The following is a 20,183-nucleotide window of genomic DNA, read 5'->3' on the forward strand; positions in this document are numbered from 1 at the left end:
TATCCGTGAGGCTCATTCATGAGATCGAAAAGATTTGAAGCACTGGCGAAACGCCCTGTTAACCAGGACGGGTTCGTTAAGGAGTGGATCGAAGAAGGCTTCATTGCGATGGAAAGCCCGAACGATCCGAAACCCTCGATTAAAATCGTTAACGGCGCGGTAACCGAACTGGATGGCAAATCCGTCAGCGAGTTTGACCTGATCGACCACTTCATTGCCCGCTACGGCATTAACCTGGCGCGCGCGGAAGAGGTGATGGCGATGGACTCCGTCAAGCTCGCCAATATGCTGTGCGATCCAAACGTGAAGCGCAGCGATATTGTGCCGCTCACCACCGCAATGACCCCAGCGAAAATTGTCGAAGTGGTCTCCCACATGAACGTGGTTGAGATGATGATGGCAATGCAGAAAATGCGCGCCCGTCGCACGCCGTCTCAGCAGGCCCACGTCACCAACGTTAAAGATAACCCGGTACAGATCGCCGCTGACGCCGCCGAAGGGGCATGGCGCGGTTTTGACGAACAGGAAACCACCGTTGCCGTCGCGCGCTATGCGCCGTTCAACGCTATCGCTCTGCTCGTAGGTTCGCAGGTGGGGCGTCCTGGGGTTCTCACCCAGTGTTCACTGGAAGAAGCCACAGAGTTAAAGCTCGGTATGCTGGGCCACACCTGCTACGCCGAAACCATCTCTGTTTATGGTACCGAACCGGTATTTACCGACGGTGACGATACGCCGTGGTCGAAAGGGTTTCTCGCGTCCTCTTATGCCTCTCGCGGACTGAAAATGCGCTTCACCTCCGGTTCCGGCTCAGAAGTGCAGATGGGCTACGCGGAAGGGAAATCCATGCTTTACCTCGAAGCGCGCTGCATTTACATCACCAAAGCGGCTGGCGTTCAGGGACTGCAAAACGGTTCGGTGAGTTGCATCGGCGTTCCGTCCGCCGTTCCTTCCGGGATCCGTGCGGTACTGGCTGAAAACCTGATCTGTTCGTCACTGGATCTGGAATGCGCCTCCAGTAATGACCAGACCTTTACCCACTCCGATATGCGCCGGACCGCCCGCCTGCTGATGCAGTTTCTGCCGGGAACGGACTTTATCTCGTCCGGTTATTCCGCGGTGCCGAACTACGACAACATGTTTGCCGGCTCCAACGAAGACGCAGAGGACTTCGATGACTACAACGTTATTCAACGTGACCTGAAGGTCGACGGCGGCCTGCGTCCGGTCCGCGAAGAAGACGTTATCGCCATTCGTAACAAAGCGGCGCGCGCGCTGCAGGCAGTATTCTCCGGGATGGGCCTGCCGCCGATCACCGATGAAGAAGTGGAAGCCGCCACCTACGCGCACGGCTCGAAGGATATGCCGGAACGTAACATCGTTGAAGACATTAAGTTCGCTCAGGAGATCATCAATAAGAACCGAAATGGTCTGGAAGTCGTAAAAGCGCTGGCTCAGGGCGGCTTTACCGACGTGGCGCAGGACATGCTTAACATCCAGAAAGCGAAGTTAACCGGGGACTATCTGCACACCTCCGCCATCATCGTCGGCGACGGACAAGTGCTCTCTGCGGTCAATGACGTCAACGATTATGCCGGTCCGGCAACAGGTTATCGCCTGCAGGGCGAACGCTGGGAAGAGATTAAAAACATCCCTGGCGCACTTGATCCCAACGAGCTTGGCTAAGGGGTGAACAATGGAAATCAATGAAAAACTGCTGCGCCAGATTATCGAAGACGTGCTGTCTGAAATGCAGACCAGCGATAAGCCGGTCTCCTTTCGCGCGCCGGGTAGCGCTGCCGCTTCTGCCGCTCCAACAGGAGACAGCTTTCTGACCGAAATCGGCGAGGCGAAACAGGGCACGCAACAGGACGAAGTGGTCATTGCGGTCGGTCCGGCGTTCGGTCTCTCTCAGACAGTCAACATTGTTGGCTTGCCGCATAAGAGCATCCTGCGCGAAGTGATTGCCGGCATTGAAGAAGAAGGCATCAAAGCGCGCGTGATTCGCTGCTTTAAATCCTCCGACGTGGCGTTTGTCGCGGTCGAAGGCAACCGACTGAGTGGCTCCGGTATCTCTATCGGCATTCAGTCGAAAGGCACCACCGTGATCCACCAGCAGGGGTTGCCGCCGCTTTCTAACCTGGAGCTGTTCCCGCAGGCGCCGCTGTTGACGCTGGCGACCTACCGGCAGATCGGTAAAAACGCCGCGCGCTATGCCAAGCGTGAATCGCCGCAACCGGTGCCGACGCTGAACGACCAGATGGCGCGTCCGAAGTATCAGGCGAAGTCGGCCATTCTGCATATTAAAGAGACGAAGTACGTCGTAACAGGCAAAAACCCGCAGGAACTGCGCGTGGCGCTTTAATAAGGATCCCTTTATGAATACCGATGCAATTGAATCGATGGTTCGGGACGTGTTGAGCCGCATGAACAGCCTGCAGGGCGACGCGCCTGCCCCGGCGGCTGCGGCGGTAAGCCGTTCAACTCAGACCGTTAAAGTGACCGATTACCCGCTGGCGAACAAACATCCGGAATGGGTGAAAACGGCCACCAATAAAACGCTGGATGATTTCACCCTGGAAAACGTGCTCAGCAATAAAGTCACCGCCCAGGATATGCGTATCACACCGGAAACGCTGCGTATTCAGGCCGCTATCGCCCAGGATGCCGGACGCGACCGCCTGGCGATGAACTTTGAACGCGCTGCCGAACTGACCGCCGTACCTGACGATCGCATTCTTGAGATTTACAACGCACTGCGTCCTTACCGCTCAACGAAAGATGAGCTGATGGCCATCGCGGACGATCTCGAAAACCGCTATCAGGCGAAGATCTGCGCCGCCTTTGTGCGCGAGGCCGCGACGCTGTACGTCGAGCGTAAAAAACTGAAAGGCGACGATTAACGTTAAGGAAACGCGATGCGATATATAGCTGGCATTGATATCGGCAACTCATCAACAGAAGTCGCTCTGGCGACCCTCGATGATACTGGCACGCTGACCATTACCGGCAGCGCGCTGGCGGAAACCACCGGAATAAAAGGCACATTACGTAATGTGTTTGGCATTCAGGAGGCGCTTACGCTTGCGGCCAAAAACGCCGGCATCACTGTCAGCGATATTTCGCTCATTCGCATAAACGAAGCCACGCCTGTGATTGGCGATGTGGCGATGGAAACCATTACGGAAACCATCATCACCGAGTCCACTATGATCGGTCATAACCCCAAGACGCCAGGCGGCGTTGGTCTGGGGGTGGGCATGACTATCACGCCGGAAGAGCTTCTGACACGCGCGGCAGATGCACCTTACATTCTGGTGGTATCGTCGGCATTCGACTTCGCCGATGTCGCCACCATGATCAACGCCGCTGTTCGCGCGGGCTATCAGTTAACCGGCGTCATTTTGCAGCAGGATGATGGCGTACTGGTCAGTAACCGACTGGAAAAACCGCTGCCTATCGTTGACGAAGTGCTGTACATCGACCGAATTCCACTCGGCATGCTGGCGGCTATCGAAGTCGCCGTACCGGGCAAAGTCATCGAAACCCTGTCTAACCCGTACGGCATTGCCACCGTCTTCAACCTGAACGCGGACGAAACGAAAAACATTGTACCGATGGCGCGCGCCCTGATTGGCAACCGCTCCGCCGTCGTCGTTAAAACCCCCTCGGGAGACGTGAAGGCACGCGCCATTCCCGCCGGGAATATTGAGCTGCATGCGCAAGGCCGTACAGTGCGCGTTGACGTCGCCGCAGGGGCTGACGCCATTATGAAAGCGGTTGGCGACTGCCCGAAACTGGATAACGTCACCGGTGAAGCTGGCACCAATATTGGCGGTATGCTTGAACACGTTCGCCAGACCATGGCGGAACTGACCAACAAACCCAGCAACGAAATTTTCATTCAGGATTTGCTCGCCGTCGACACCTCCGTGCCGGTTAGCGTCACGGGCGGACTGGCCGGCGAGTTTTCGCTGGAACAGGCCGTTGGCATTGCCTCTATGGTGAAATCCGACCGTCTGCAAATGGCGATGATCGCCCGGGAGATCAAAGGAAAGCTGAACGTTGACGTGCAGGTTGGCGGCGCAGAAGCCGAAGCCGCCATTCTTGGCGCGTTAACCACGCCAGGCACCACTCGTCCGCTGGCCATTCTCGATTTAGGCGCGGGATCTACCGACGCTTCGATCATTAATCCGAAAGGGGAAATTATCGCCACCCACCTCGCCGGCGCAGGCGATATGGTGACGATGATCATTGCCAGGGAGCTTGGACTCGAAGACCGTTACCTGGCGGAAGAGATCAAAAAATATCCGCTGGCGAAAGTGGAAAGCCTGTTCCATCTGCGTCACGAAGATGGCAGCGTCCAGTTCTTCCCTTCCCCGCTCCCTCCAGCCGTGTTTGCCCGCGTTTGCGTTGTCAAACCCGACGAACTGGTGCCGCTGCCGGGTGAACTGGCCCTGGAAAAAGTGCGTGCGATTCGCCGCAGCGCTAAAGAGCGTGTTTTTGTCACCAATGCCCTTCGCGCGCTGCGTCAGGTCAGCCCTACCGGCAACATTCGCGATATTCCATTTGTGGTGCTGGTGGGCGGATCGTCTCTGGACTTCGAGGTACCGCAACTGGTGACTGATGCGCTGGCGCATTACCGGTTAGTCGCCGGGCGCGGCAACATTCGCGGAACTGAAGGTCCGCGAAATGCCGTCGCCACGGGCCTGATCCTTTCCTGGCATAAGGAGTTCGCCCGTGGACAGTAACATCAGCACGCCAGCCATTGTGATCGCCCCCATCGGCGACTGTCTTACCGTCTGGCAAGAGGTGCTGCTCGGTATTGAAGAAGAAGGCATTCCGTTTGTCATTCAGCCCCAGAGTGTCGGAGACGTCGTCCACAGCGCCTGGCAGGCGGCACGCCTGTCGCCACTGCTCGTCGGCATCGCCTGCGACCGGGAAAAACTGGTGGTGCATTACAAGAATTTACCCACTTCAGCGCCGCTGTTTACGCTGACGTATCGCCAAAACAGCCTTGACCGGCGAAGTACTGGAAACAACGCGGCAAGGTTAGTCAAAGGGATCCCTTTCCGGGATCTCAATGCTTAATCCACAGGAGAATCGCAGTATGAATAACGCATTAGGGCTGGTTGAAACAAAAGGGTTGGTCGGCGCCATTGAAGCCGCAGATGCGATGGTGAAATCCGCCAACGTACAACTGGTCGGCTACGAGAAAATCGGCTCCGGCCTCGTGACTGTCATGGTGCGCGGCGACGTTGGCGCGGTTAAAGCGGCGGTTGACGCAGGCAGCGCAGCAGCAAGCGCCGTCGGCGAGGTCAAATCCTGCCACGTTATCCCGCGTCCGCACAGCGACGTTGAGGCCATTTTACCGAAGTCTGCCTAAGCACTGCCGAAAAGGAGCACAGCGTGAAGCAATCACTGGGATTACTTGAAGTTAGTGGTCTGGCATTAGCCATCAGTTGCGCGGATGTCATGGCGAAAGCCGCTTCCATCACGCTGGTTGGCCTTGAGAAAACCAACGGTTCAGGCTGGACGGTGATCAAAATCACCGGTGATGTGGCCTCGGTTCAGTCCGCCATTATCACCGGTGCCAGCTTTGCCGAACAGCGCGATGGTCTGGTGGCGCACAAAGTTATCGCCAGACCTGGCGAGGGCATTCTTGCTCGTGCGACGGTAGCCGCACCTGCCCCCGCGCCAGCGATCATCGAGGAACCCGAAACTGACGTTGTTGCAGAAGAGTCTGCACCGGTAACCGCATCTGACGACGGAATCATCAGTTGCAATTTGTGCCTCGACCCGGCCTGTCCGCGTCAGAAAGGCGAACCCCGGTCGCTCTGCCTGCATTCAGGTAAACGAGGTTAAGCGTAATGGATAAACACCTTCTGGAGACGACGGTCAGCAAAGTGCTGGATGAGATGCGGGAGCGCCCAATTCCGTTGGGCGTGTCTAATCGTCATATTCATCTGAGCGCCGAAGACTATGCCCGTCTTTTTCCGGGACAGCCGATAAGCGAGAAGAAAGCGCTGCTGCAACCGGGGCAGTACGCCGCCGAACAGACCGTCACGCTGGTGGGTCCCAAAGGTCAGATTAAGAATGTGCGTCTGCTGGGACCACTTCGCCGCACCAGTCAGGTTGAAATATCGCGAACAGACGCAAGAACGCTGGGGATCGCCGCACCACTGCGGATGTCCGGAAACCTCAACGACACTCCGGGTATCCGCCTTGTGAGCCCCTTCGCCGAGATTGAGCTCGCTGCCGGCGTTATTGTCGCCCAGCGTCATATTCACATGTCGCCGCTGGATGCGCTGATCCTGCGCGTCGCGCATGGCGACAACGTCTGCGTGGCGATCGAAGGCAGTGAGCGTCGGCTCATTTTCGATAACGTCGCGATTCGCGTGTCGCCCGATATGCGTCTGGAAATGCATATCGATACCGACGAAGCCAACGCCGCCGGGGCCGACAGCCCCAACGCGTTCGCCACGCTGGTTACGCCGCGATGAACGGCGAGCTGTTGCAGCGAATCGTCGAGGAGGTGGTCACCCGCCTGCAGCGTCGTGCCGAAAGCGCGCTGACGTTGAGCGTCGCGCAACTGCAGGAAACGCCTTCCCGAACGCTGTTTTCCCGGTATTCCTCTCTGCACGTTTTGCAGGTCGACCTGCCCCTGTTGGAGAAGATTGCCGAAAACGACGCAACGGATAGCGCAGCCGTCATCCTTCACGACGCGCTGGCGTTTGGTCTGCAGGTGCGACTCTCGCTACGCCGGGCGCTATTGCCTGCCCTGCCGGTGAAAAAACTCGCCCGATTACCGCTGACGTTCTGTGACGAGCAAGGTGTGCGCATCGTGCTGCATCCGGCCCGGCTGGTCAGCTATGCCGATGTCGTCCGCTTCTCCGGTGGCGTATTCGTGCTGTGTCGAAAATGTGTTGTCACCGCGCTGGCTCGCGATGCCGCGAGCTCTCGCAACATCCAATTCATTAAGCAGGAGTGAACCATGCATCTGGCACGCGTAACAGGCGCGGTGGTATCCACGCAAAAATCGCCTTCCCTGGTCGGGAAAAAACTTCTGCTGGTGCGCCGGGTAAGCGCCGACGGCGAACTGCCTGCGAATCCAACGGCGGGAGATGAAGTTGCCGTTGACTCCGTTGGCGCAGGGGTTGGCGAACTGGTGCTGCTGAGCAGCGGCTCCAGCGCCAGACATGTGTTTTCCGGCCCGAACGAGGCCATTGACCTCGCCGTCGTCGGCATTGTCGACACGCTTTCGCGTTAAGGAGACGGCATGGCGATTTATACCCGTACTGGCGACGCAGGCACTACCGCGCTGTTTACCGGGCAACGTGTCAGTAAAACACACCCGCGCGTGGAGGCATACGGCACCTTAGACGAGCTTAACGCCGCGCTCAGCCTGTGCATTTGCGCCAGCCAGAGCGTACAGCACCGCGCCCTGCTGGAGGCAATCCAGCAACAAATATTCTGGTTCAGCGCGGAGCTGGCGAGCGAAAGTGATGAACCGCCTGCGCAGCAGCGCTACATCAGCACGGAAGAAATCGCCGCGCTGGAAGCCGCCATCGACACCGCGATGGGACGTGTCGCGCCGCTGCACAGTTTTATTTTGCCCGGCCGTTGCGAAGCCGCCAGCCGACTTCACTTCGCGCGCACGCTGGCGCGCCGGGCGGAACGTCGTCTGGTTGAGCTTTCCGCAGCATTCACCGTCAGGCACGTGCTGATGCGCTACATCAATCGCCTGTCGGATTGTTTATACGCGCTGGCCCGCGCCGAAGATCACGACGCGCATCAGACAAAAATTATCCAGGAGGTGACGAAGCGCTATCTGGCGTCGGCTCAGCCGCCTGCCCAAAAGGAACATGTTATGTCGCTTTCGTTTGGCGATCTTCATCAGTTAACCCGCGCCGCCGTGGCGCGGGCAGAAGAAATCAACGTCCCGGTGGTGATTAGCATAGTCGATGCCAACGGGACCGAAACCGTGACGTGGCGGATGCCGGATGCATTGCTGGTGAGCAATGAACTGGCGCCGAAAAAGGCCTGGACAGCGGTCGCGATGAAAAGCGCAACGCACGCGCTTGCCGCCGCAGTCCAGCCCGGCGCGCCGCTTTACGGACTGGAAACGCATATGCAGGGAAAAGTGGTCACCTTTGGCGGCGGTTTTCCGCTATGGCGTGACGGAAAACTTATTGGGGGTCTTGGGATCAGCGGTGGCAGCGTTGAACAGGACATGGACATTGCACAGGCTGCAATTGCGGCAATTAACGTGAGAACACATCAATGAATACTTCTGAACTGGAAACCCTCATCCGGACCATTTTGACTGAACAACTGACGCCTGCGAAAACCGACATAAAGGGCAACGGTATTTTTCAGTCCGTGGGTGAAGCCATCGACGCCGCCCACCAGGCCTTTTTACGTTATCAGCAGTCTCCGCTGAAAACGCGCAGCGCCATTATCAGCACGATACGGGAAGAGCTTACGCCTCATCTTGCGGACCTGGCGGCAGAAAGCGCCGCAGAGACGGGGATGGGTAATAAAGAAGATAAATTCCTTAAAAACAAAGCGGCGCTGGAAAATACGCCGGGGATCGAAGATCTCACTACCACCGCGCTCACTGGCGACGGCGGCATGGTGCTGTTCGAATACTCGCCATTTGGCGTGATCGGTTCCGTCGCCCCAAGCACGAATCCAACTGAAACTATTATCAACAACAGCATCAGTATGCTGGCGGCGGGCAACAGCGTCTACTTCAGCCCACATCCCGGCGCAAAAACCGTATCGTTGAAGCTGATCGCCATGATTGAAGAGATCGTGTTTCGCAGCTGCGGCATTCGCAACCTGGTGGTTACCGTTGCCGAACCGACCTTTGAAGCCACTCAGCAAATGATGGCGCACCCTAAGATCGCCGTCCTGGCGATCACCGGCGGTCCTGGCATTGTGGCAATGGGCATGAAGAGCGGGAAAAAAGTCATCGGCGCCGGTGCGGGCAACCCGCCGTGCATCGTGGATGAAACCGCGGATATTGTTAAAGCCGCGGAAGATATCATCAACGGCGCCTCGTTTGACTACAACCTTCCCTGCATTGCCGAGAAAAGCCTGATCGTGGTTGAGTCGGTCGCTGAACAGCTTATTCAGCAGATGCAGAGCTTTGGCGCGCTGCTGCTCAGTCCGTCAGAAATCGAAAAACTGCGCGCGGTCTGCCTGCCGGAAGGCGTCGCCAATAAAAAACTGGTCGGCAAGAGCCCGTCGGCGATGCTGGAAGCCGCCGGTATCGCCGTTCCTGCTAAAGCGCCGCGACTGCTGACAGGCGTCGTTAGCGCGGATGACAGTTGGGTCACCTGCGAACAATTGATGCCGATGCTGCCGATCGTAAAGGTTAAGGATTTTGACGCCGCATTATCGCTGGCTCTGAAAGTGGAAGAAGGACTGCACCACACCGCCATTATGCACTCGCAAAACGTGTCGCGACTGAATCTCGCCGCGCGGACGCTGCAGACCTCCATTTTCGTGAAAAATGGCCCGTCCTACGCGGGGATTGGCGTCGGTGGCGAAGGGTTCACCACCTTCACGATTGCCACGCCAACCGGCGAAGGCACGACTTCGGCGCGCACCTTCGCTCGTTCCCGTCGGTGCGTACTCACCAATGGCTTCTCAATCCGCTAATGAGGTGGTGATGAAAACCTTTTCGCTGCAAACGCGTTTGTACAGCGGGCCGGGAAGCCTGAAGGTGCTCGGTCGATTTACCCATAAGCACATCTGGATTATCTGTGACGGTTTTCTGGCGCGTTCGCCGCTGATTGAAGCTCTGCGCGACGCGATACCGGCGAGCAACCGTATTAGCGTGTTCAGTGAGATCACTCCCGATCCCACCATCGCCACCGTGGCGCAGGGCATCGCCCATATGCAGTTGTTGCGTCCAGACATTGTGATTGGTTTCGGCGGCGGCTCGGCGCTGGATGCTGCCAAGGCCATTGTCTGGTTCAGCCGTCAGTTCGACATCGAAATAGAAACCTGCGTGGCGATCCCGACCACCAGCGGCACCGGTTCGGAAGTGACCAGCGCCTGCGTGATCAGCGATCCGGACAAGGGCATTAAGTATCCGCTGTTTGACAATGCGCTCTATCCGGATATGGCGATCCTCGACCCGGTACTGGTGGTCAGCGTACCGCCAGCAATTACCGCCAATACCGGCATGGATGTCCTGACCCACGCGCTGGAAGCCTATGTTTCAACGCGTGCCAGCGACTTCACCGATGCGCTGGCCGAAAAAGCGGCGCAGAGCGTTTTCCAGTATCTGCCGGTCGCGGTGCGTAAAGGGGACTGCCTTGCCACGCGCGGCAAAATGCATAACGCCTCAACGCTTGCCGGCATGGCCTTTAGCCAGGCGGGACTGGGCCTTAACCACGCCATCGCACATCAGTTGGGCGGGCAGTTCCACCTGCCGCATGGATTAGCGAATGCGCTCCTGCTTACCGCAGTCATCCGGTTTAACGCCCACGATCCGCGCGCGGCGAAACGCTACGCGCGCTTTGCCAGAGCCTGCCATCTCTGTCCGGACAGCGCCAATGACGCCGCCTGCATCAATGCGCTGACGCAGCACATTGAGCAGTTAAAAAAAGCGTGCGCGATCCCTTCTCTCGCCGATGCGCTGAAAGAAGAGAAACAGAACTGGGCCCGGCGGATCCCGGCAATGGTGCAGGCCGCGCTGGCAGACGTCACGCTGAAAACAAACCCGAAAGCAGCCGATGCCCGCGCCATTCAGGCACTGCTTGAGGAGATGCTATGAACACCGCGCAGATGGCTGAGATGAATGAAGTGGATGCGCATACTGTTCGCGAACGCGTGCGCGCAGCGGGAATCGTTGGCGCAGGCGGCGCGGGCTTTCCAACGCACGTTAAGCTGCAGGCGCAGGTAGAAATTTTCCTGGTGAACGCCGCGGAATGCGAACCGATGCTGAAAGTTGACCAGCAGTTAATGGCGCAGCAGGCGGCTCGTCTGGTGCGCGGGGTGCAGTACGCGATGAAAGCGACGGGCGCGCGGGAAGGAATTATCGCCCTGAAAGAGAAGTACCAGCCTGCTATTGCGGCGCTACGCCCGCTTTTACCTCCGGCGATGCGTTTACACATATTGCCGGACGTTTATCCGGCAGGGGATGAGGTGCTGACCATCTGGATGGCGACGGGTCGACGCGTGCCTCCGGCGGCGCTGCCCGTCAGCGTCGGGGTGGTGGTTAATAACGTTCAGACCGTGTTGAATATTGCCCGTGCGGTAGAACAGCAGTACCCGGTGACGCGCCGCACGCTCACCGTTAACGGCGCAGTGGCCCATCCGCAAACGCTGACCGTCCCCATCGGCATGTCGCTGCGCGACGTACTGGCGCTGGCGGGCGGCGCCACAATTGACGACCCGGGTTTTATTAATGGCGGGCCGATGATGGGCGGCCTGCTGACCTCGCTGGACACGCCGGTAACCAAAACCACTGGCGGCCTGCTGGTTTTGCCGAAAACCCATCCGCTGATTCAGCGTCGTATGCAGGACGAGCGCACCGTCTTGTCGGTAGCGAGAACCGTGTGCGAGCAGTGTCGCTTATGCACCGATCTCTGTCCGAGACACCTCATTGGTCATGAACTGTCTCCACACCTGCTGGTGCGCGCCGTGAATTTTCACCAGGCGGCGACGCCGCAGTTACTGCTCAGCGCCCTGACCTGCTCGGAATGTAATGTCTGCGAAAGCGTGGCCTGTCCGGTTGGCATTTCACCGATGCGCATTAACCGGATGCTCAAGCGCGAACTGCGCGCGCAAAACCAGCGGTATGAAGGCCCGCTTAATCCGGCGGATGAAATGGCGAAGTATCGCCTGGTGCCGGTGAAACGCCTCATCGCCAAACTCGGGCTGACGCCCTGGTATCGGGAAGCGCCGCTACGTGAAGACGAACCGGTCGCAGAAAAAACCACGCTTTTGCTCCGTCAGCATATTGGCGCCAGCGCGGTGCCTTGCGTGCAAAAAGGCGAACGCGTAACGCGCGGCCAGTGCGTTGCCGATGTTCCGCAAGGCGCGCCAGGCGCCCGCATTCACGCCAGTATGGACGGTATTGTCTCTGAAATCACAGAGCAGGCCATCATCGTTGTAAGAGGTTAACCATGTCTCAGGCCATAGGTATTTTAGAACTCACCAGCATTGCCAAAGGAATGGAAACCGGCGACGCAATGCTGAAAAGCGCCAGCGTGGATCTGCTGGTCAGCAAAACGATTTGTCCCGGTAAATTTCTGCTGATGCTCGGTGGCGATGTTGGAGCGGTACAGCAGGCTATCGAAACCGGGACATCGCTCGCAGGCGAAATGCTGGTAGACAGCCTCGTGTTGCCAAACATTCATGCCAGCGTGCTGCCTGCCATTAGCGGCCTCAACAGCGTCGATCGCCGTCAGGCTGTCGGCATTGTCGAAACCTGGAGCGTCGCGGCCTGCATCAGCGCCGCTGACCGCGCGGTGAAAGCCTCAAACGTGACGCTGGTTCGCGTCCATATGGCGTTCGGCATCGGCGGTAAATGTTACATGGTGGTGGCGGGCGACGTTTCTGATGTGAACAACGCGGTGACGGTAGCCAGCGAAAGCGCGGGGGAAAAAGGACTGCTGGTTTACCGCTCGGTTATCCCACGGCCGCATGAAGCCATGTGGCGTCAGATGGTGGAGGGATGATGGAAAGACAGCCGACCACAGAACGCATGATCCAGGAGTACGTGCCGGGTAAACAGGTCACGCTGGCGCATTTGATTGCAAACCCTGGCAAAGATCTGTTTAAAAAGCTGGGATTGCAGGATGGCGTTTCCGCCATCGGGATTCTCACGATAACACCCAGCGAAGCATCCATTATCGCCTGCGATATCGCCACCAAATCCGGGGCGGTGGAGATTGGTTTTCTTGACCGCTTTACCGGGGCAGTCGTGATAACCGGCGACGTTTCAGCGGTTGAATATGCGCTGAAACAGGTGACGCGCACCCTCGGCGAACTGATGCGCTTCACGGCCTGCCCGATCACCCGGACCTGACGTTATGAAACGCATGATGTTAATCGGCCCGAGTCAGTGCGGGAAAACATCCCTCACCCAGGCGTTACGAGGGGAAGCGCTTCAGTACCAGAAAACCCAGGCTATTGTCTGGTCCGCAGAGACCATCGACACGCCCGGGGAATACCTGGAAAACCGCTGTCTGTACAGCGCACTGTTGGCCAGCGCCTGCGAGGCTGACGTTATCGCCCTGGTGTTGAACAGCGATGCGGGATGGTCACCCTTCTCGCCCGGATTTACCGGACCGATGAACCGCCCGGTGATCGGCATTCTCACTAAAGCCGATTTAGCTAGCCCGCAGCGCATCACCCGCGTCACGCAGTGGCTGACGCAGGCGGGCGCGCAAGCGGTATTTGTCACCAGTGCCGTAAACAACAGCGGACTTGATGAACTGTTTGCCTTTCTGAATCAAAAGGAACCTTCATGTCTCACAAAATAATGGCGATTAACGCGGGAAGTTCGTCGCTCAAATTCCAGTTGCTGGATATGCCGCAGGGCGACCTGTTGTGTCAGGGATTAATTGAACGCATCGGTATGCCCGATGCCCGGATCACGCTGAAGGCGAAAGAGCAAAAATGGCAGCAGACCGCGCCGGTGGCCGACCACCGCGACGCGGTGACCCTGTTACTGGAAATGTTAATCAGCCACGCCGTGATCCGCAGCATTGAGGATATCGATGGCGTAGGCCATCGCGTGGCGCACGGCGGTGAAGCCTTTAAAGACGCCGTGCGGATCACGGCTGATTCCATCGCGGAAATTGAACGACTGGCTGAACTGGCGCCGCTGCACAATCCGGTCAATGTGCTGGGTATTAATGTGTTTCGCCAGTTGCTACCGAACGTACCTGCGGTAGCCGTTTTTGATACCGCCTTTCATCAAACGCTGGACGAATCCGCTTATATTTATCCGCTTCCGTGGCGCTACTATGAAGAGTTTGGTATCCGCCGCTACGGCTTTCACGGGACCAGCCACAAGTATGTCAGCGCCGCGCTGGCTGAGAAACTCGGCGTGCCGCTCAGCGCCCTGCGGGTGGTGTGTTGTCATCTTGGCAACGGCAGCAGCCTCTGCGCCATTAAAGGCGGTAAGTCGGTCAATACGTCGATGGGCTTTACCCCGCAGTCCGGTGTGATGATGGGAACCCGCAGCGGCGATATTGATCCGTCCATTTTGCCCTGGATAGCCCAGCGGGAAGGCAAAACGCCGCAGCAGCTTAACCAGTTGCTGAATAATGAATCCGGCCTGCTTGGCGTTTCCGGCGTATCCCACGATTACCGCGACGTTGAGCAAGCCGCCGACAGCGGAAATCAACGGGCGGCACTGGCGCTCACGTTATTCGCCGAACGTATTCGTGCGACCATCGGCAGCTATATTATGCAGATGGACGGTCTGGATGCACTGGTGTTTACCGGCGGTATTGGCGAAAACTCGGCGCGCGCCCGGGCGGCGATTTGTCACAACCTTCACTTCCTCGGTCTGAATATTGATGAGGAGAAAAACCAGCGCAACGCCACATTCATTCAGGCTGAAAATGCGCTGGTAAAGGTCGCGGTCATCAATACCAACGAAGAGTTGATGATAGCGCAGGACGTCATGCGGATTGCCCTCGCCGAAACGTCCACGCTGGCGGTTTCCGCCTGAGGCGCGCCGCGCACATTGCGGTAAATCATGGTAATAGCGCAATCGCCATGACACTATGCGCCGGGGATGACAGAGCAGAAAGGTGAAAATGTGGCTGTTGCGCAATGCCCCGCTTCGTGCGGAGAACTCATTCAGGGCTGGATTATGGGCAGCGAGAAACTGGTCTCCTGCCCTGTTGACTGGTACAGCACCGTTGAAATCAGCGCCGGTTCGCCGCTGGCGGATGAGCGCCCTCTGTCACGGGCCATGGTGAATACCCTGCTTGCGCACTGGCAATACCCGGACGAACTCAGTCAGGACATTCGCATTGATATTCATTCCACGATCCCCATCGCCAAGGGGATGGCAAGCAGTACAGCAGACATCGCCGCCACTGCCGTAGCGACTGCGCGCTATCTGGGGCGCGCACTGGACGAGACCACCCTTGCGCAGCTTTGCGTGTCGCTGGAACCCACCGACAGTACCGTTTTTCACCAGTTAACCCTGTTTGATCATAACGATGCGTCAGTGCGCATCGGTTGTGAATGCCAACCGGAACTGGACCTCCTCGTACTGGAAAGTCCGCAGACGCTGCGCACGGCGGATTATCACCGTATCCCACGTCAGGCGGGGCTGGACGCTGGCGCGCCAGCGTTGAAAAGGGCCTGGGAGAAGGTTCAGCAAGCCTGCGCGGAGCAAAATCCGTACCGGATGGGCGAAGCGGCAACGTTGAGCGCCATCGCCAGCCAGGCGCTGCTGCCGAAGCCCGACTTTGACGCGCTATTGTCGCTCATGGAAGAGTGTGATTTGTATGGCGTGAACGTCGCACACAGCGGCAGCGTAGTCGGGTTGATGCTCGACAGGCATAAACATGACGTCGAATACGTGACGTGGCTGCTGAAGAAAAAGAGATTAGCTGAACACTGGCCGGAACAGCATTTGCTACGGATGGTGCGCGGTGGCGTGACATGTCAGTGAGGACCAGACGATCCTCACTGCGTCAAGACGTTACTCTGCTTTCGCTTCGCCGTTTTTGAGTTCGCCCATCGCTTTCAGCTTTTTAGAAATATCGCGACGCTCTTTAGAGATTTCAGCATTTTTGATGATGTAGTCATCAACGCGATCTTCATAGTCGCTTTTCATGCTGGCGATGATGCCCTGAATGGCTTCAACGCTCATACCTGGCTTGATGTAGTCGCTCAGGTTGTCCAACAGCAGAACGCGTTTCTGGTTGTCACGGATCTTTTTCTCAACGTCCTGGATTTCACGTTGCAGTTTATTTTTGCGACGGAACAGACGGACAAATTCCAGCACGTCCTGGAAAGATGGCTTGGTAGTTTCCATTTTTACACCCCTGATAATGTGAGATTCGGATTCGTTTAAACTATAGGGCTTACATTACTTTTCGTAGCCATAAATGACAATGGCGACGTCCTTGTTTTCATCATACCCTTATTCGTTGCTGAATCGAAGCAGCACCCGGTTCATTCTCCTCATCTGCTGATTATTTGCGCAGCGCCCGGCAGATAAGATGTGAAAGCAGCTCCAGCTGGCGTGCGGTTTCCAGACTCAACCACACATAACCGTGGATCGGCGTTTCCGCTACATTGCGCTCGTCATGCTGGCGGATAAGCGTCCGCAGTTCATTAACGGTATCATTCAGTTTTTCGGTATTGGCAAGGATCGGCTGCGGGTTCCCTTCAAACAGCGCGTGGGTGATGGTCAGCAGCGCCTGCTGCGTCATCTGCTGAGTTTCCCGCAACGTGTGGGCGTTGAGCATCACAAAGTGGCTCGCGCGCGTTGCCCACAGGGCGTTGATTTGCAGCTCCAGCATGCAGACCAGATTGCGATTCACGGTCTGAATGGCTTCGAAAATCGATTTCTGAATGCGCGTCTCTTTGCTGGCCGGCGTGATAAGCCCGCGCATTTTCACCACATTGCTCAGTAGCTGTTGCAGGTGCTTCTCCAGCCTCGGCCGTTCCAGCAGATTGGGCGACAGCGCCGCCTGATAAACCCGGTTGTATGCTGTCACACAGTGCGCCAACTGGATACGCCAGTGAATGAAGGCCCGCTGCGGCCAGATGCCGGTAAACAACATCGCCAGAAGCGAGCCGAGAATGACATCGCCGCCGCGCCACAGCGCGGTCTCCATATCCCCGGCTGGCGCGCCAACCACCACGGCAAGCGTAATGCCGATCAACAGCGCCTGATACGGTTTTTTCCCCAGCGCCAGCCAGCCGCAGAGAAACATCGCCGCTGCGCACCATAACAGCATCAGCGGTAAGGAAAACAGCTCAAGACGCAGCGCCACCAGCCCGAGTACCGAACCAAGAATTGTGCCGCCAATTCGCTCGAAGGCGCGGGGAACCACGTTTCCCCAAAAGGAGATCGGCCCCATGATCACCACCAGCGTGATCAAAGGCCAGGTGCCTTCCGGAATGTTAAACAGCCGGACGAGGAGAAAGGTCAGGATAAAGGCCAGCGCAATACGGATGCCATGCACGACACGGTAATGGCGATACAGGCGGATTTCGAAGGGACTCAGCGACTTGTCGGCACGCACTCATGCACTCCGTCAGAAAAACAATAAACGGATTGTACCTGCTTTTACACTGAAAATTTCACCGTAGCGGACAGGACATCTCGCTAAGCGTAGTCTCACTTAGCGCCAGTCCGCCAGGTTTTCGCGCTTATTTGACGGCAGGTTGTACGGCGATATACATCTCAATGTCCCAGTAGCCGTCTTTGCAGCCATCGTTAAGATAGACTTCAAAGCACGGTTTGCAGGCCATCTCATACGCTTTGTCCTGCAACAAACTATTGAAGAACTGATACCACGGCGTGGCGAAATCCGTGTCCGTTACGCGGGCAACCGCCGTAGCGTACTGCCCGCCCTCGATTTCGCTCAGCGTAACGCCTTCGCTGTTTTCCGGGATAACGAAATCGGTTGGGACGGACACCACCGTACTGCAGCGGAGTTTCTCTGCGGGAACATCGTCCGGATTGTCAAAATACACGGCGATCCATTCATCCGTTACGATCTGTTTGCCGTCCACCCACATCATCAGTTGCTCAAAGCCCTGCTTCACCGTTTGTTCCCAGGGTCCCACCAGGTGGAAACCCGCTACGGTTCGCTTATCGACTTGTCTGATCTCGTAGTTCATGTTGCCTCCATTGTTACACTGTATTTATATACAGTGTAACGAAGTCGAAATAACAGCCACAAGTTATTTGTGATTATTATGTGAGCAGAGGCGAACTCCTGCCAGTCTCCTGTCAGGCTTTATGGTGGAAGTAGTCGCTCAGTCGCGAAAACAGGCCGCCCTTGTCAACTGCTTCCAGCGTCACCAAAGGCCAGTGGGCAATCAGCTTGTCGCGATCATACAGCTCGATTTCCCCGACCCGCTGATGGGCGGCGAGCGGCGCTTCAAGCTCCGCTTTATCCAATACATATTTCGCTTTGATGTGCGGAATTTCCGCTTTTGGTAAGGCCATCCAGAAATCCTGCTCGGTGCCCAGCGCAATCTTCTCTTTATCGCCATACCAGATCCGCTCAGCGCCTACCTGCTTACCGCTGCGCAGGATCTGCACCGTATCGAAATTCTGCTGTCCCCAATGCAGCAGTTTACGCGCCTGTTCCTCGCGCCCCTTCGGGCTTTCTGCCCCCATAATGACCGCAATAAGACGCCGCTTGCCATCCACCGCGGAAGCAATCAGGTTAAAGCCCGCGCCAGAAGTATGTCCGGTTTTCAGGCCGTCGACGTTCAGCGATTTATCCCACAGCAGACCGTTGCGGTTGTACTGGGTGATGCCGTTCCAGGTCAGGCTTCTCTCGCTGTACATGTGATAAAACTCAGGTTCGCCGTGAATGATTGCCCGTGAAAGCACGGCCAGATCGTACGCGGAGCTGTGCTGTCCCGGCGCATCCAGGCCGTGAACCGTCTCGAAATGGGTGTCCTGCAAATGCAGCTTCCTGACATAGCTGTTCATCATCGCCACGAACTGCGGCTGCCCACCGGCTACATAGTCCGCCAGCGCAACGCAGGCGTCATTACCGGAATCAACAATCAAACCACGGCTGAGATCGCGCACCGAGACGCGTTCACCTTGTTTGAGAAACATCAGCGAGGAGCCGACAAACACCGGATTATCTTTGGCCCATGCGTCGCGCCCAACCGTAACCATCTCGTCAGGAGAAATGTGCTTGCTGTCGATGGCCCGGTCAACCACGTAGCCGGTCATCAGCTTGGTCAGACTCGCCGGGTTGCGCTGCTGATGTTCATTTCCGGCGGTAAGGATTTGCCCGGTGATGTAGTCCATCAGCACCCATGAAGCGGCCTCTACCGCAGGTGGCTGCGGCGCGAAGTCGACAGTGCTTGACGCGAGCGCGGTAGAAAGGTGCGTAGCGAGTAACGAAGCGGCAATAAACAGACGGCGTTTCAACAGCATATCCTCAGGTGTGACAAAAGAGCCGTCCTTTTTACGGAAAATCTGATAAACGAACAGGGATTAATTGCAAGAAAATGTGACGTAAGACACGTTCTTCCACTCAGGCGGGGTCCGCATTTTTACCTCACGCCATTTTTTTCGCCTCCTGACAACAGCTCTGGCTGATCGCCCCGCCGAATTTTGCTACTCTGTTGCGTTCAGGCAGCGCGCAACTTTCAGCCACGGAATACACTTTTTTTATGAATGACGGTCAGCAGCAACCCACCTTTCTCTTTCACGATTAACATACTCTCAATCCAACTAACTGATTTAATTATGAATAATAATTAAAAATAAAAGTTTATGTACTCAATTTTGTACTTAAATCAGTGACCTGAACATTTGACTGCTAATCTATTTTGGTCATAATACTGTATATCCAAACAGTATAGAGGGTGTGCTATGTTCGTTGAATTGGTTTATGACAAGCGTAATGTTGAGGGATTGACGGGAGCCAGAGAGATCATTCTGGCCGAGCTGACGAAGCGGGTGCACCATATTTTCCCTGATGCCGAAGTGAAGGTGAAGCCGATGCAGGCAAACGGCCTGAATAGCGATGCCAGCAAAAGCGATCGGGAAAAACTGAACCGCATGCTGGAGGAAATGTTTGAAGAATCAGATATGTGGTTGGTTTCAGAGTTCCCGACTGTTCGCCAGGTTGGCCTATAAATCTTGTTCGGGTAATATTCCCGGCGTTTGCTCGGGCATGAACACTGAGCAATCAACCGCCGCTCATTCTTACACAAAATGGACGGCGGTTTTTTTAAGACCCCTGTTCCTGCTTTAAAGCCTCTTCCGTTTGTTTCTGTTTCTGATTCCAGATGCTACTCGCTGGCATTTCTACACGAACGCTGACAAACTGATCTGCCGGGATATCAACCGGCTCGCCATCTGCCAATCCAGCACGCTCATTCCTGGCAAATGCTGGCGCTGAAGGATGTTCGCGGTGATATGTTTTTACCAGAACAGAGCCATCTGCATTCACTTCATAATCAAGCCAGATGCGCGCGAG

The 20,183-nt window shown here is 56.6% G+C and carries 24 protein-coding genes and 1 pseudogene; 20 read left to right on the forward strand and 5 right to left on the reverse strand.

What is annotated here, in order from left to right; all coding sequences use genetic code 11:
* The first annotated feature begins 18 nt into the window (after window positions 1-18).
* The 19 genes from pduC (at window position 19) to APU02_RS16225 (ending at window position 15,661) form a co-directional block, all read left to right on the forward strand.
* Window positions 19-1,683, forward strand: a complete 1,665-nt coding sequence (gene pduC / locus APU02_RS16135) for a propanediol dehydratase large subunit PduC (RefSeq protein WP_060570650.1) — start codon at window positions 19-21, stop codon at window positions 1,681-1,683.
* A 10-nt stretch (window positions 1,684-1,693) separates the two neighbouring features.
* Window positions 1,694-2,362 carry a propanediol dehydratase medium subunit PduD gene (gene pduD, locus APU02_RS16140; RefSeq protein ID WP_042284166.1) on the forward strand — a complete coding sequence of 223 codons (669 nt, stop codon included), beginning with the start codon at window positions 1,694-1,696 and terminating at the stop codon, window positions 2,360-2,362.
* Between the two features lie 13 nt (window positions 2,363-2,375).
* A complete protein-coding gene (gene pduE / locus APU02_RS16145; protein ID WP_060570651.1) occupies window positions 2,376-2,900 on the forward strand; it encodes a propanediol dehydratase small subunit PduE in 525 nt (174 codons plus the stop codon).
* Window positions 2,901-2,915: 15 nt separating this feature from the next.
* Window positions 2,916-4,748 carry a diol dehydratase reactivase subunit alpha gene (locus APU02_RS16150; RefSeq protein WP_060570652.1) on the forward strand — a complete coding sequence of 611 codons (1,833 nt, stop codon included), beginning with the start codon at window positions 2,916-2,918 and terminating at the stop codon, window positions 4,746-4,748.
* Window positions 4,738-5,088 carry a glycerol dehydratase reactivase beta/small subunit family protein gene (locus tag APU02_RS16155; RefSeq protein ID WP_042284173.1) on the forward strand — a complete coding sequence of 117 codons (351 nt, stop codon included), beginning with the start codon at window positions 4,738-4,740 and terminating at the stop codon, window positions 5,086-5,088. Before APU02_RS16150 ends, APU02_RS16155 begins: the two co-directional genes overlap by 11 nt.
* A gap of 19 nt (window positions 5,089-5,107) precedes the next feature.
* Window positions 5,108-5,383, forward strand: coding sequence for a propanediol utilization microcompartment protein PduJ (pduJ, locus tag APU02_RS16160; protein WP_004853788.1), 276 nt, complete (start codon window positions 5,108-5,110; stop codon window positions 5,381-5,383).
* A 23-nt stretch (window positions 5,384-5,406) separates the two neighbouring features.
* On the forward strand, window positions 5,407-5,862 hold the full coding sequence (locus APU02_RS16165) for a BMC domain-containing protein (protein ID WP_060570653.1): 456 nt from the start codon (window positions 5,407-5,409) through the stop codon (window positions 5,860-5,862).
* A 5-nt stretch (window positions 5,863-5,867) separates the two neighbouring features.
* Window positions 5,868-6,500 carry a phosphate propanoyltransferase gene (locus tag APU02_RS16170; RefSeq protein WP_060570654.1) on the forward strand — a complete coding sequence of 211 codons (633 nt, stop codon included), beginning with the start codon at window positions 5,868-5,870 and terminating at the stop codon, window positions 6,498-6,500.
* Window positions 6,497-6,988 (forward strand): microcompartment protein PduM, encoded by a 492-nt coding sequence (gene pduM / locus APU02_RS16175; protein WP_060570655.1) that lies wholly within the window; start codon window positions 6,497-6,499, stop codon window positions 6,986-6,988. Before APU02_RS16170 ends, pduM begins: the two co-directional genes overlap by 4 nt.
* 3 nt (window positions 6,989-6,991) lie before the next feature.
* Window positions 6,992-7,267, forward strand: a complete 276-nt coding sequence (gene pduN / locus APU02_RS16180) for a propanediol utilization microcompartment protein PduN (RefSeq protein ID WP_012906340.1) — start codon at window positions 6,992-6,994, stop codon at window positions 7,265-7,267.
* A 9-nt stretch (window positions 7,268-7,276) separates the two neighbouring features.
* Window positions 7,277-8,284, forward strand: coding sequence for a two-domain cob(I)yrinic acid a,c-diamide adenosyltransferase PduO (gene pduO, locus APU02_RS16185; protein WP_060570656.1), 1,008 nt, complete (start codon window positions 7,277-7,279; stop codon window positions 8,282-8,284).
* Window positions 8,281-9,666: a CoA-acylating propionaldehyde dehydrogenase PduP gene (gene pduP / locus APU02_RS16190; protein WP_060570657.1), complete on the forward strand. Its 1,386-nt coding sequence runs from the start codon at window positions 8,281-8,283 to the stop codon at window positions 9,664-9,666. Before pduO ends, pduP begins: the two co-directional genes overlap by 4 nt.
* 10 nt (window positions 9,667-9,676) lie before the next feature.
* Window positions 9,677-10,789, forward strand: coding sequence for a 1-propanol dehydrogenase PduQ (locus APU02_RS16195; RefSeq protein WP_060570658.1), 1,113 nt, complete (start codon window positions 9,677-9,679; stop codon window positions 10,787-10,789).
* Window positions 10,786-12,141 carry a 4Fe-4S dicluster domain-containing protein gene (locus APU02_RS16200; protein WP_060570659.1) on the forward strand — a complete coding sequence of 452 codons (1,356 nt, stop codon included), beginning with the start codon at window positions 10,786-10,788 and terminating at the stop codon, window positions 12,139-12,141. Before APU02_RS16195 ends, APU02_RS16200 begins: the two co-directional genes overlap by 4 nt.
* Before the next feature lie 2 nt (window positions 12,142-12,143).
* Window positions 12,144-12,698: a propanediol utilization microcompartment protein PduT gene (gene pduT / locus APU02_RS16205; protein ID WP_042284204.1), complete on the forward strand. Its 555-nt coding sequence runs from the start codon at window positions 12,144-12,146 to the stop codon at window positions 12,696-12,698.
* Window positions 12,698-13,048 carry a propanediol utilization microcompartment protein PduU gene (gene pduU / locus APU02_RS16210; protein ID WP_042284206.1) on the forward strand — a complete coding sequence of 117 codons (351 nt, stop codon included), beginning with the start codon at window positions 12,698-12,700 and terminating at the stop codon, window positions 13,046-13,048. Before pduT ends, pduU begins: the two co-directional genes overlap by 1 nt.
* 4 nt (window positions 13,049-13,052) lie before the next feature.
* A complete protein-coding gene (gene pduV / locus APU02_RS16215; protein WP_060570660.1) occupies window positions 13,053-13,505 on the forward strand; it encodes a EutP/PduV family microcompartment system protein in 453 nt (150 codons plus the stop codon).
* Entirely contained in the window at window positions 13,490-14,704 is a 1,215-nt protein-coding gene (locus APU02_RS16220) for an acetate/propionate family kinase (protein ID WP_060570661.1), read from the forward strand. Before pduV ends, APU02_RS16220 begins: the two co-directional genes overlap by 16 nt.
* A gap of 90 nt (window positions 14,705-14,794) precedes the next feature.
* Window positions 14,795-15,661, forward strand: coding sequence for an L-threonine kinase (locus tag APU02_RS16225; RefSeq protein WP_060570668.1), 867 nt, complete (start codon window positions 14,795-14,797; stop codon window positions 15,659-15,661).
* 30 nt (window positions 15,662-15,691) lie between these two features.
* Here the strand turns inward: APU02_RS16225 and APU02_RS16230 are convergent, their stop codons facing one another.
* The 4 genes from APU02_RS16230 to dacD all read right to left on the reverse strand — a co-directional run bounded on the left by APU02_RS16230 (window position 15,692) and on the right by dacD (window position 19,132).
* Window positions 15,692-16,027, reverse strand: a complete 336-nt coding sequence (locus tag APU02_RS16230; protein WP_032939582.1) for a DUF496 family protein — start codon at window positions 16,025-16,027, stop codon at window positions 15,692-15,694.
* Window positions 16,028-16,187: 160 nt separating this feature from the next.
* Window positions 16,188-17,246 carry an FUSC family protein gene (locus APU02_RS16235; protein ID WP_060570662.1) on the reverse strand — a complete coding sequence of 353 codons (1,059 nt, stop codon included), beginning with the start codon at window positions 17,244-17,246 and terminating at the stop codon, window positions 16,188-16,190.
* 127 nt (window positions 17,247-17,373) lie between these two features.
* Window positions 17,374-17,847, reverse strand: a complete 474-nt coding sequence (gene sbmC / locus APU02_RS16240) for a DNA gyrase inhibitor SbmC (RefSeq protein ID WP_060570663.1) — start codon at window positions 17,845-17,847, stop codon at window positions 17,374-17,376.
* Between the two features lie 112 nt (window positions 17,848-17,959).
* A complete protein-coding gene (gene dacD / locus APU02_RS16245; RefSeq protein ID WP_060570664.1) occupies window positions 17,960-19,132 on the reverse strand; it encodes a serine-type D-Ala-D-Ala carboxypeptidase DacD in 1,173 nt (390 codons plus the stop codon).
* A 441-nt stretch (window positions 19,133-19,573) separates the two neighbouring features.
* Between dacD and APU02_RS16250 the strand changes: the two genes are divergently transcribed.
* Window positions 19,574-19,840 (forward strand): DinI family protein, encoded by a 267-nt coding sequence (locus APU02_RS16250; protein ID WP_060570665.1) that lies wholly within the window; start codon window positions 19,574-19,576, stop codon window positions 19,838-19,840.
* Between the two features lie 94 nt (window positions 19,841-19,934).
* Here APU02_RS16250 and APU02_RS16255 read toward each other — a convergent pair.
* Window positions 19,935-20,183: pseudogene (locus tag APU02_RS16255) on the reverse strand (phage tail protein); the annotation flags it as partial.

The organism is Citrobacter sp. 50677481 (assembly GCF_001463265.1).
GTDB lineage: Bacteria > Pseudomonadota > Gammaproteobacteria > Enterobacterales > Enterobacteriaceae > Citrobacter_A > Citrobacter_A sedlakii.

What these genes read in the sequence shown, in the direction of transcription:
- pduE (WP_060570651.1), top strand. Translation starts at nt 2,376, where the DNA reads ATGAATACCGATGCAATTGAATCGATGGTTCGGGACGTGTTGAGCCGC.
- pduU (WP_042284206.1), top strand. Translation starts at nt 12,698, where the DNA reads ATGGAAAGACAGCCGACCACAGAACGCATGATCCAGGAGTACGTGCCG.
- APU02_RS16250 (WP_060570665.1), top strand. Translation starts at nt 19,574, where the DNA reads ATGTTCGTTGAATTGGTTTATGACAAGCGTAATGTTGAGGGATTGACG.
- APU02_RS16150 (WP_060570652.1), top strand. Translation starts at nt 2,916, where the DNA reads ATGCGATATATAGCTGGCATTGATATCGGCAACTCATCAACAGAAGTC.
- APU02_RS16170 (WP_060570654.1), top strand. Translation starts at nt 5,868, where the DNA reads ATGGATAAACACCTTCTGGAGACGACGGTCAGCAAAGTGCTGGATGAG.
- pduD (WP_042284166.1), top strand. Translation starts at nt 1,694, where the DNA reads ATGGAAATCAATGAAAAACTGCTGCGCCAGATTATCGAAGACGTGCTG.
- APU02_RS16195 (WP_060570658.1), top strand. Translation starts at nt 9,677, where the DNA reads ATGAAAACCTTTTCGCTGCAAACGCGTTTGTACAGCGGGCCGGGAAGC.
- pduM (WP_060570655.1), top strand. Translation starts at nt 6,497, where the DNA reads ATGAACGGCGAGCTGTTGCAGCGAATCGTCGAGGAGGTGGTCACCCGC.
- pduV (WP_060570660.1), top strand. Translation starts at nt 13,053, where the DNA reads ATGAAACGCATGATGTTAATCGGCCCGAGTCAGTGCGGGAAAACATCC.
- APU02_RS16200 (WP_060570659.1), top strand. Translation starts at nt 10,786, where the DNA reads ATGAACACCGCGCAGATGGCTGAGATGAATGAAGTGGATGCGCATACT.
- sbmC (WP_060570663.1), bottom strand. Translation starts at nt 17,847, where the DNA reads ATGAACTACGAGATCAGACAAGTCGATAAGCGAACCGTAGCGGGTTTC.
- dacD (WP_060570664.1), bottom strand. Translation starts at nt 19,132, where the DNA reads ATGCTGTTGAAACGCCGTCTGTTTATTGCCGCTTCGTTACTCGCTACG.
- pduN (WP_012906340.1), top strand. Translation starts at nt 6,992, where the DNA reads ATGCATCTGGCACGCGTAACAGGCGCGGTGGTATCCACGCAAAAATCG.
- pduO (WP_060570656.1), top strand. Translation starts at nt 7,277, where the DNA reads ATGGCGATTTATACCCGTACTGGCGACGCAGGCACTACCGCGCTGTTT.
- pduP (WP_060570657.1), top strand. Translation starts at nt 8,281, where the DNA reads ATGAATACTTCTGAACTGGAAACCCTCATCCGGACCATTTTGACTGAA.
- APU02_RS16230 (WP_032939582.1), bottom strand. Translation starts at nt 16,027, where the DNA reads ATGGAAACTACCAAGCCATCTTTCCAGGACGTGCTGGAATTTGTCCGT.
- pduC (WP_060570650.1), top strand. Translation starts at nt 19, where the DNA reads ATGAGATCGAAAAGATTTGAAGCACTGGCGAAACGCCCTGTTAACCAG.
- pduT (WP_042284204.1), top strand. Translation starts at nt 12,144, where the DNA reads ATGTCTCAGGCCATAGGTATTTTAGAACTCACCAGCATTGCCAAAGGA.
- APU02_RS16220 (WP_060570661.1), top strand. Translation starts at nt 13,490, where the DNA reads ATGTCTCACAAAATAATGGCGATTAACGCGGGAAGTTCGTCGCTCAAA.
- pduJ (WP_004853788.1), top strand. Translation starts at nt 5,108, where the DNA reads ATGAATAACGCATTAGGGCTGGTTGAAACAAAAGGGTTGGTCGGCGCC.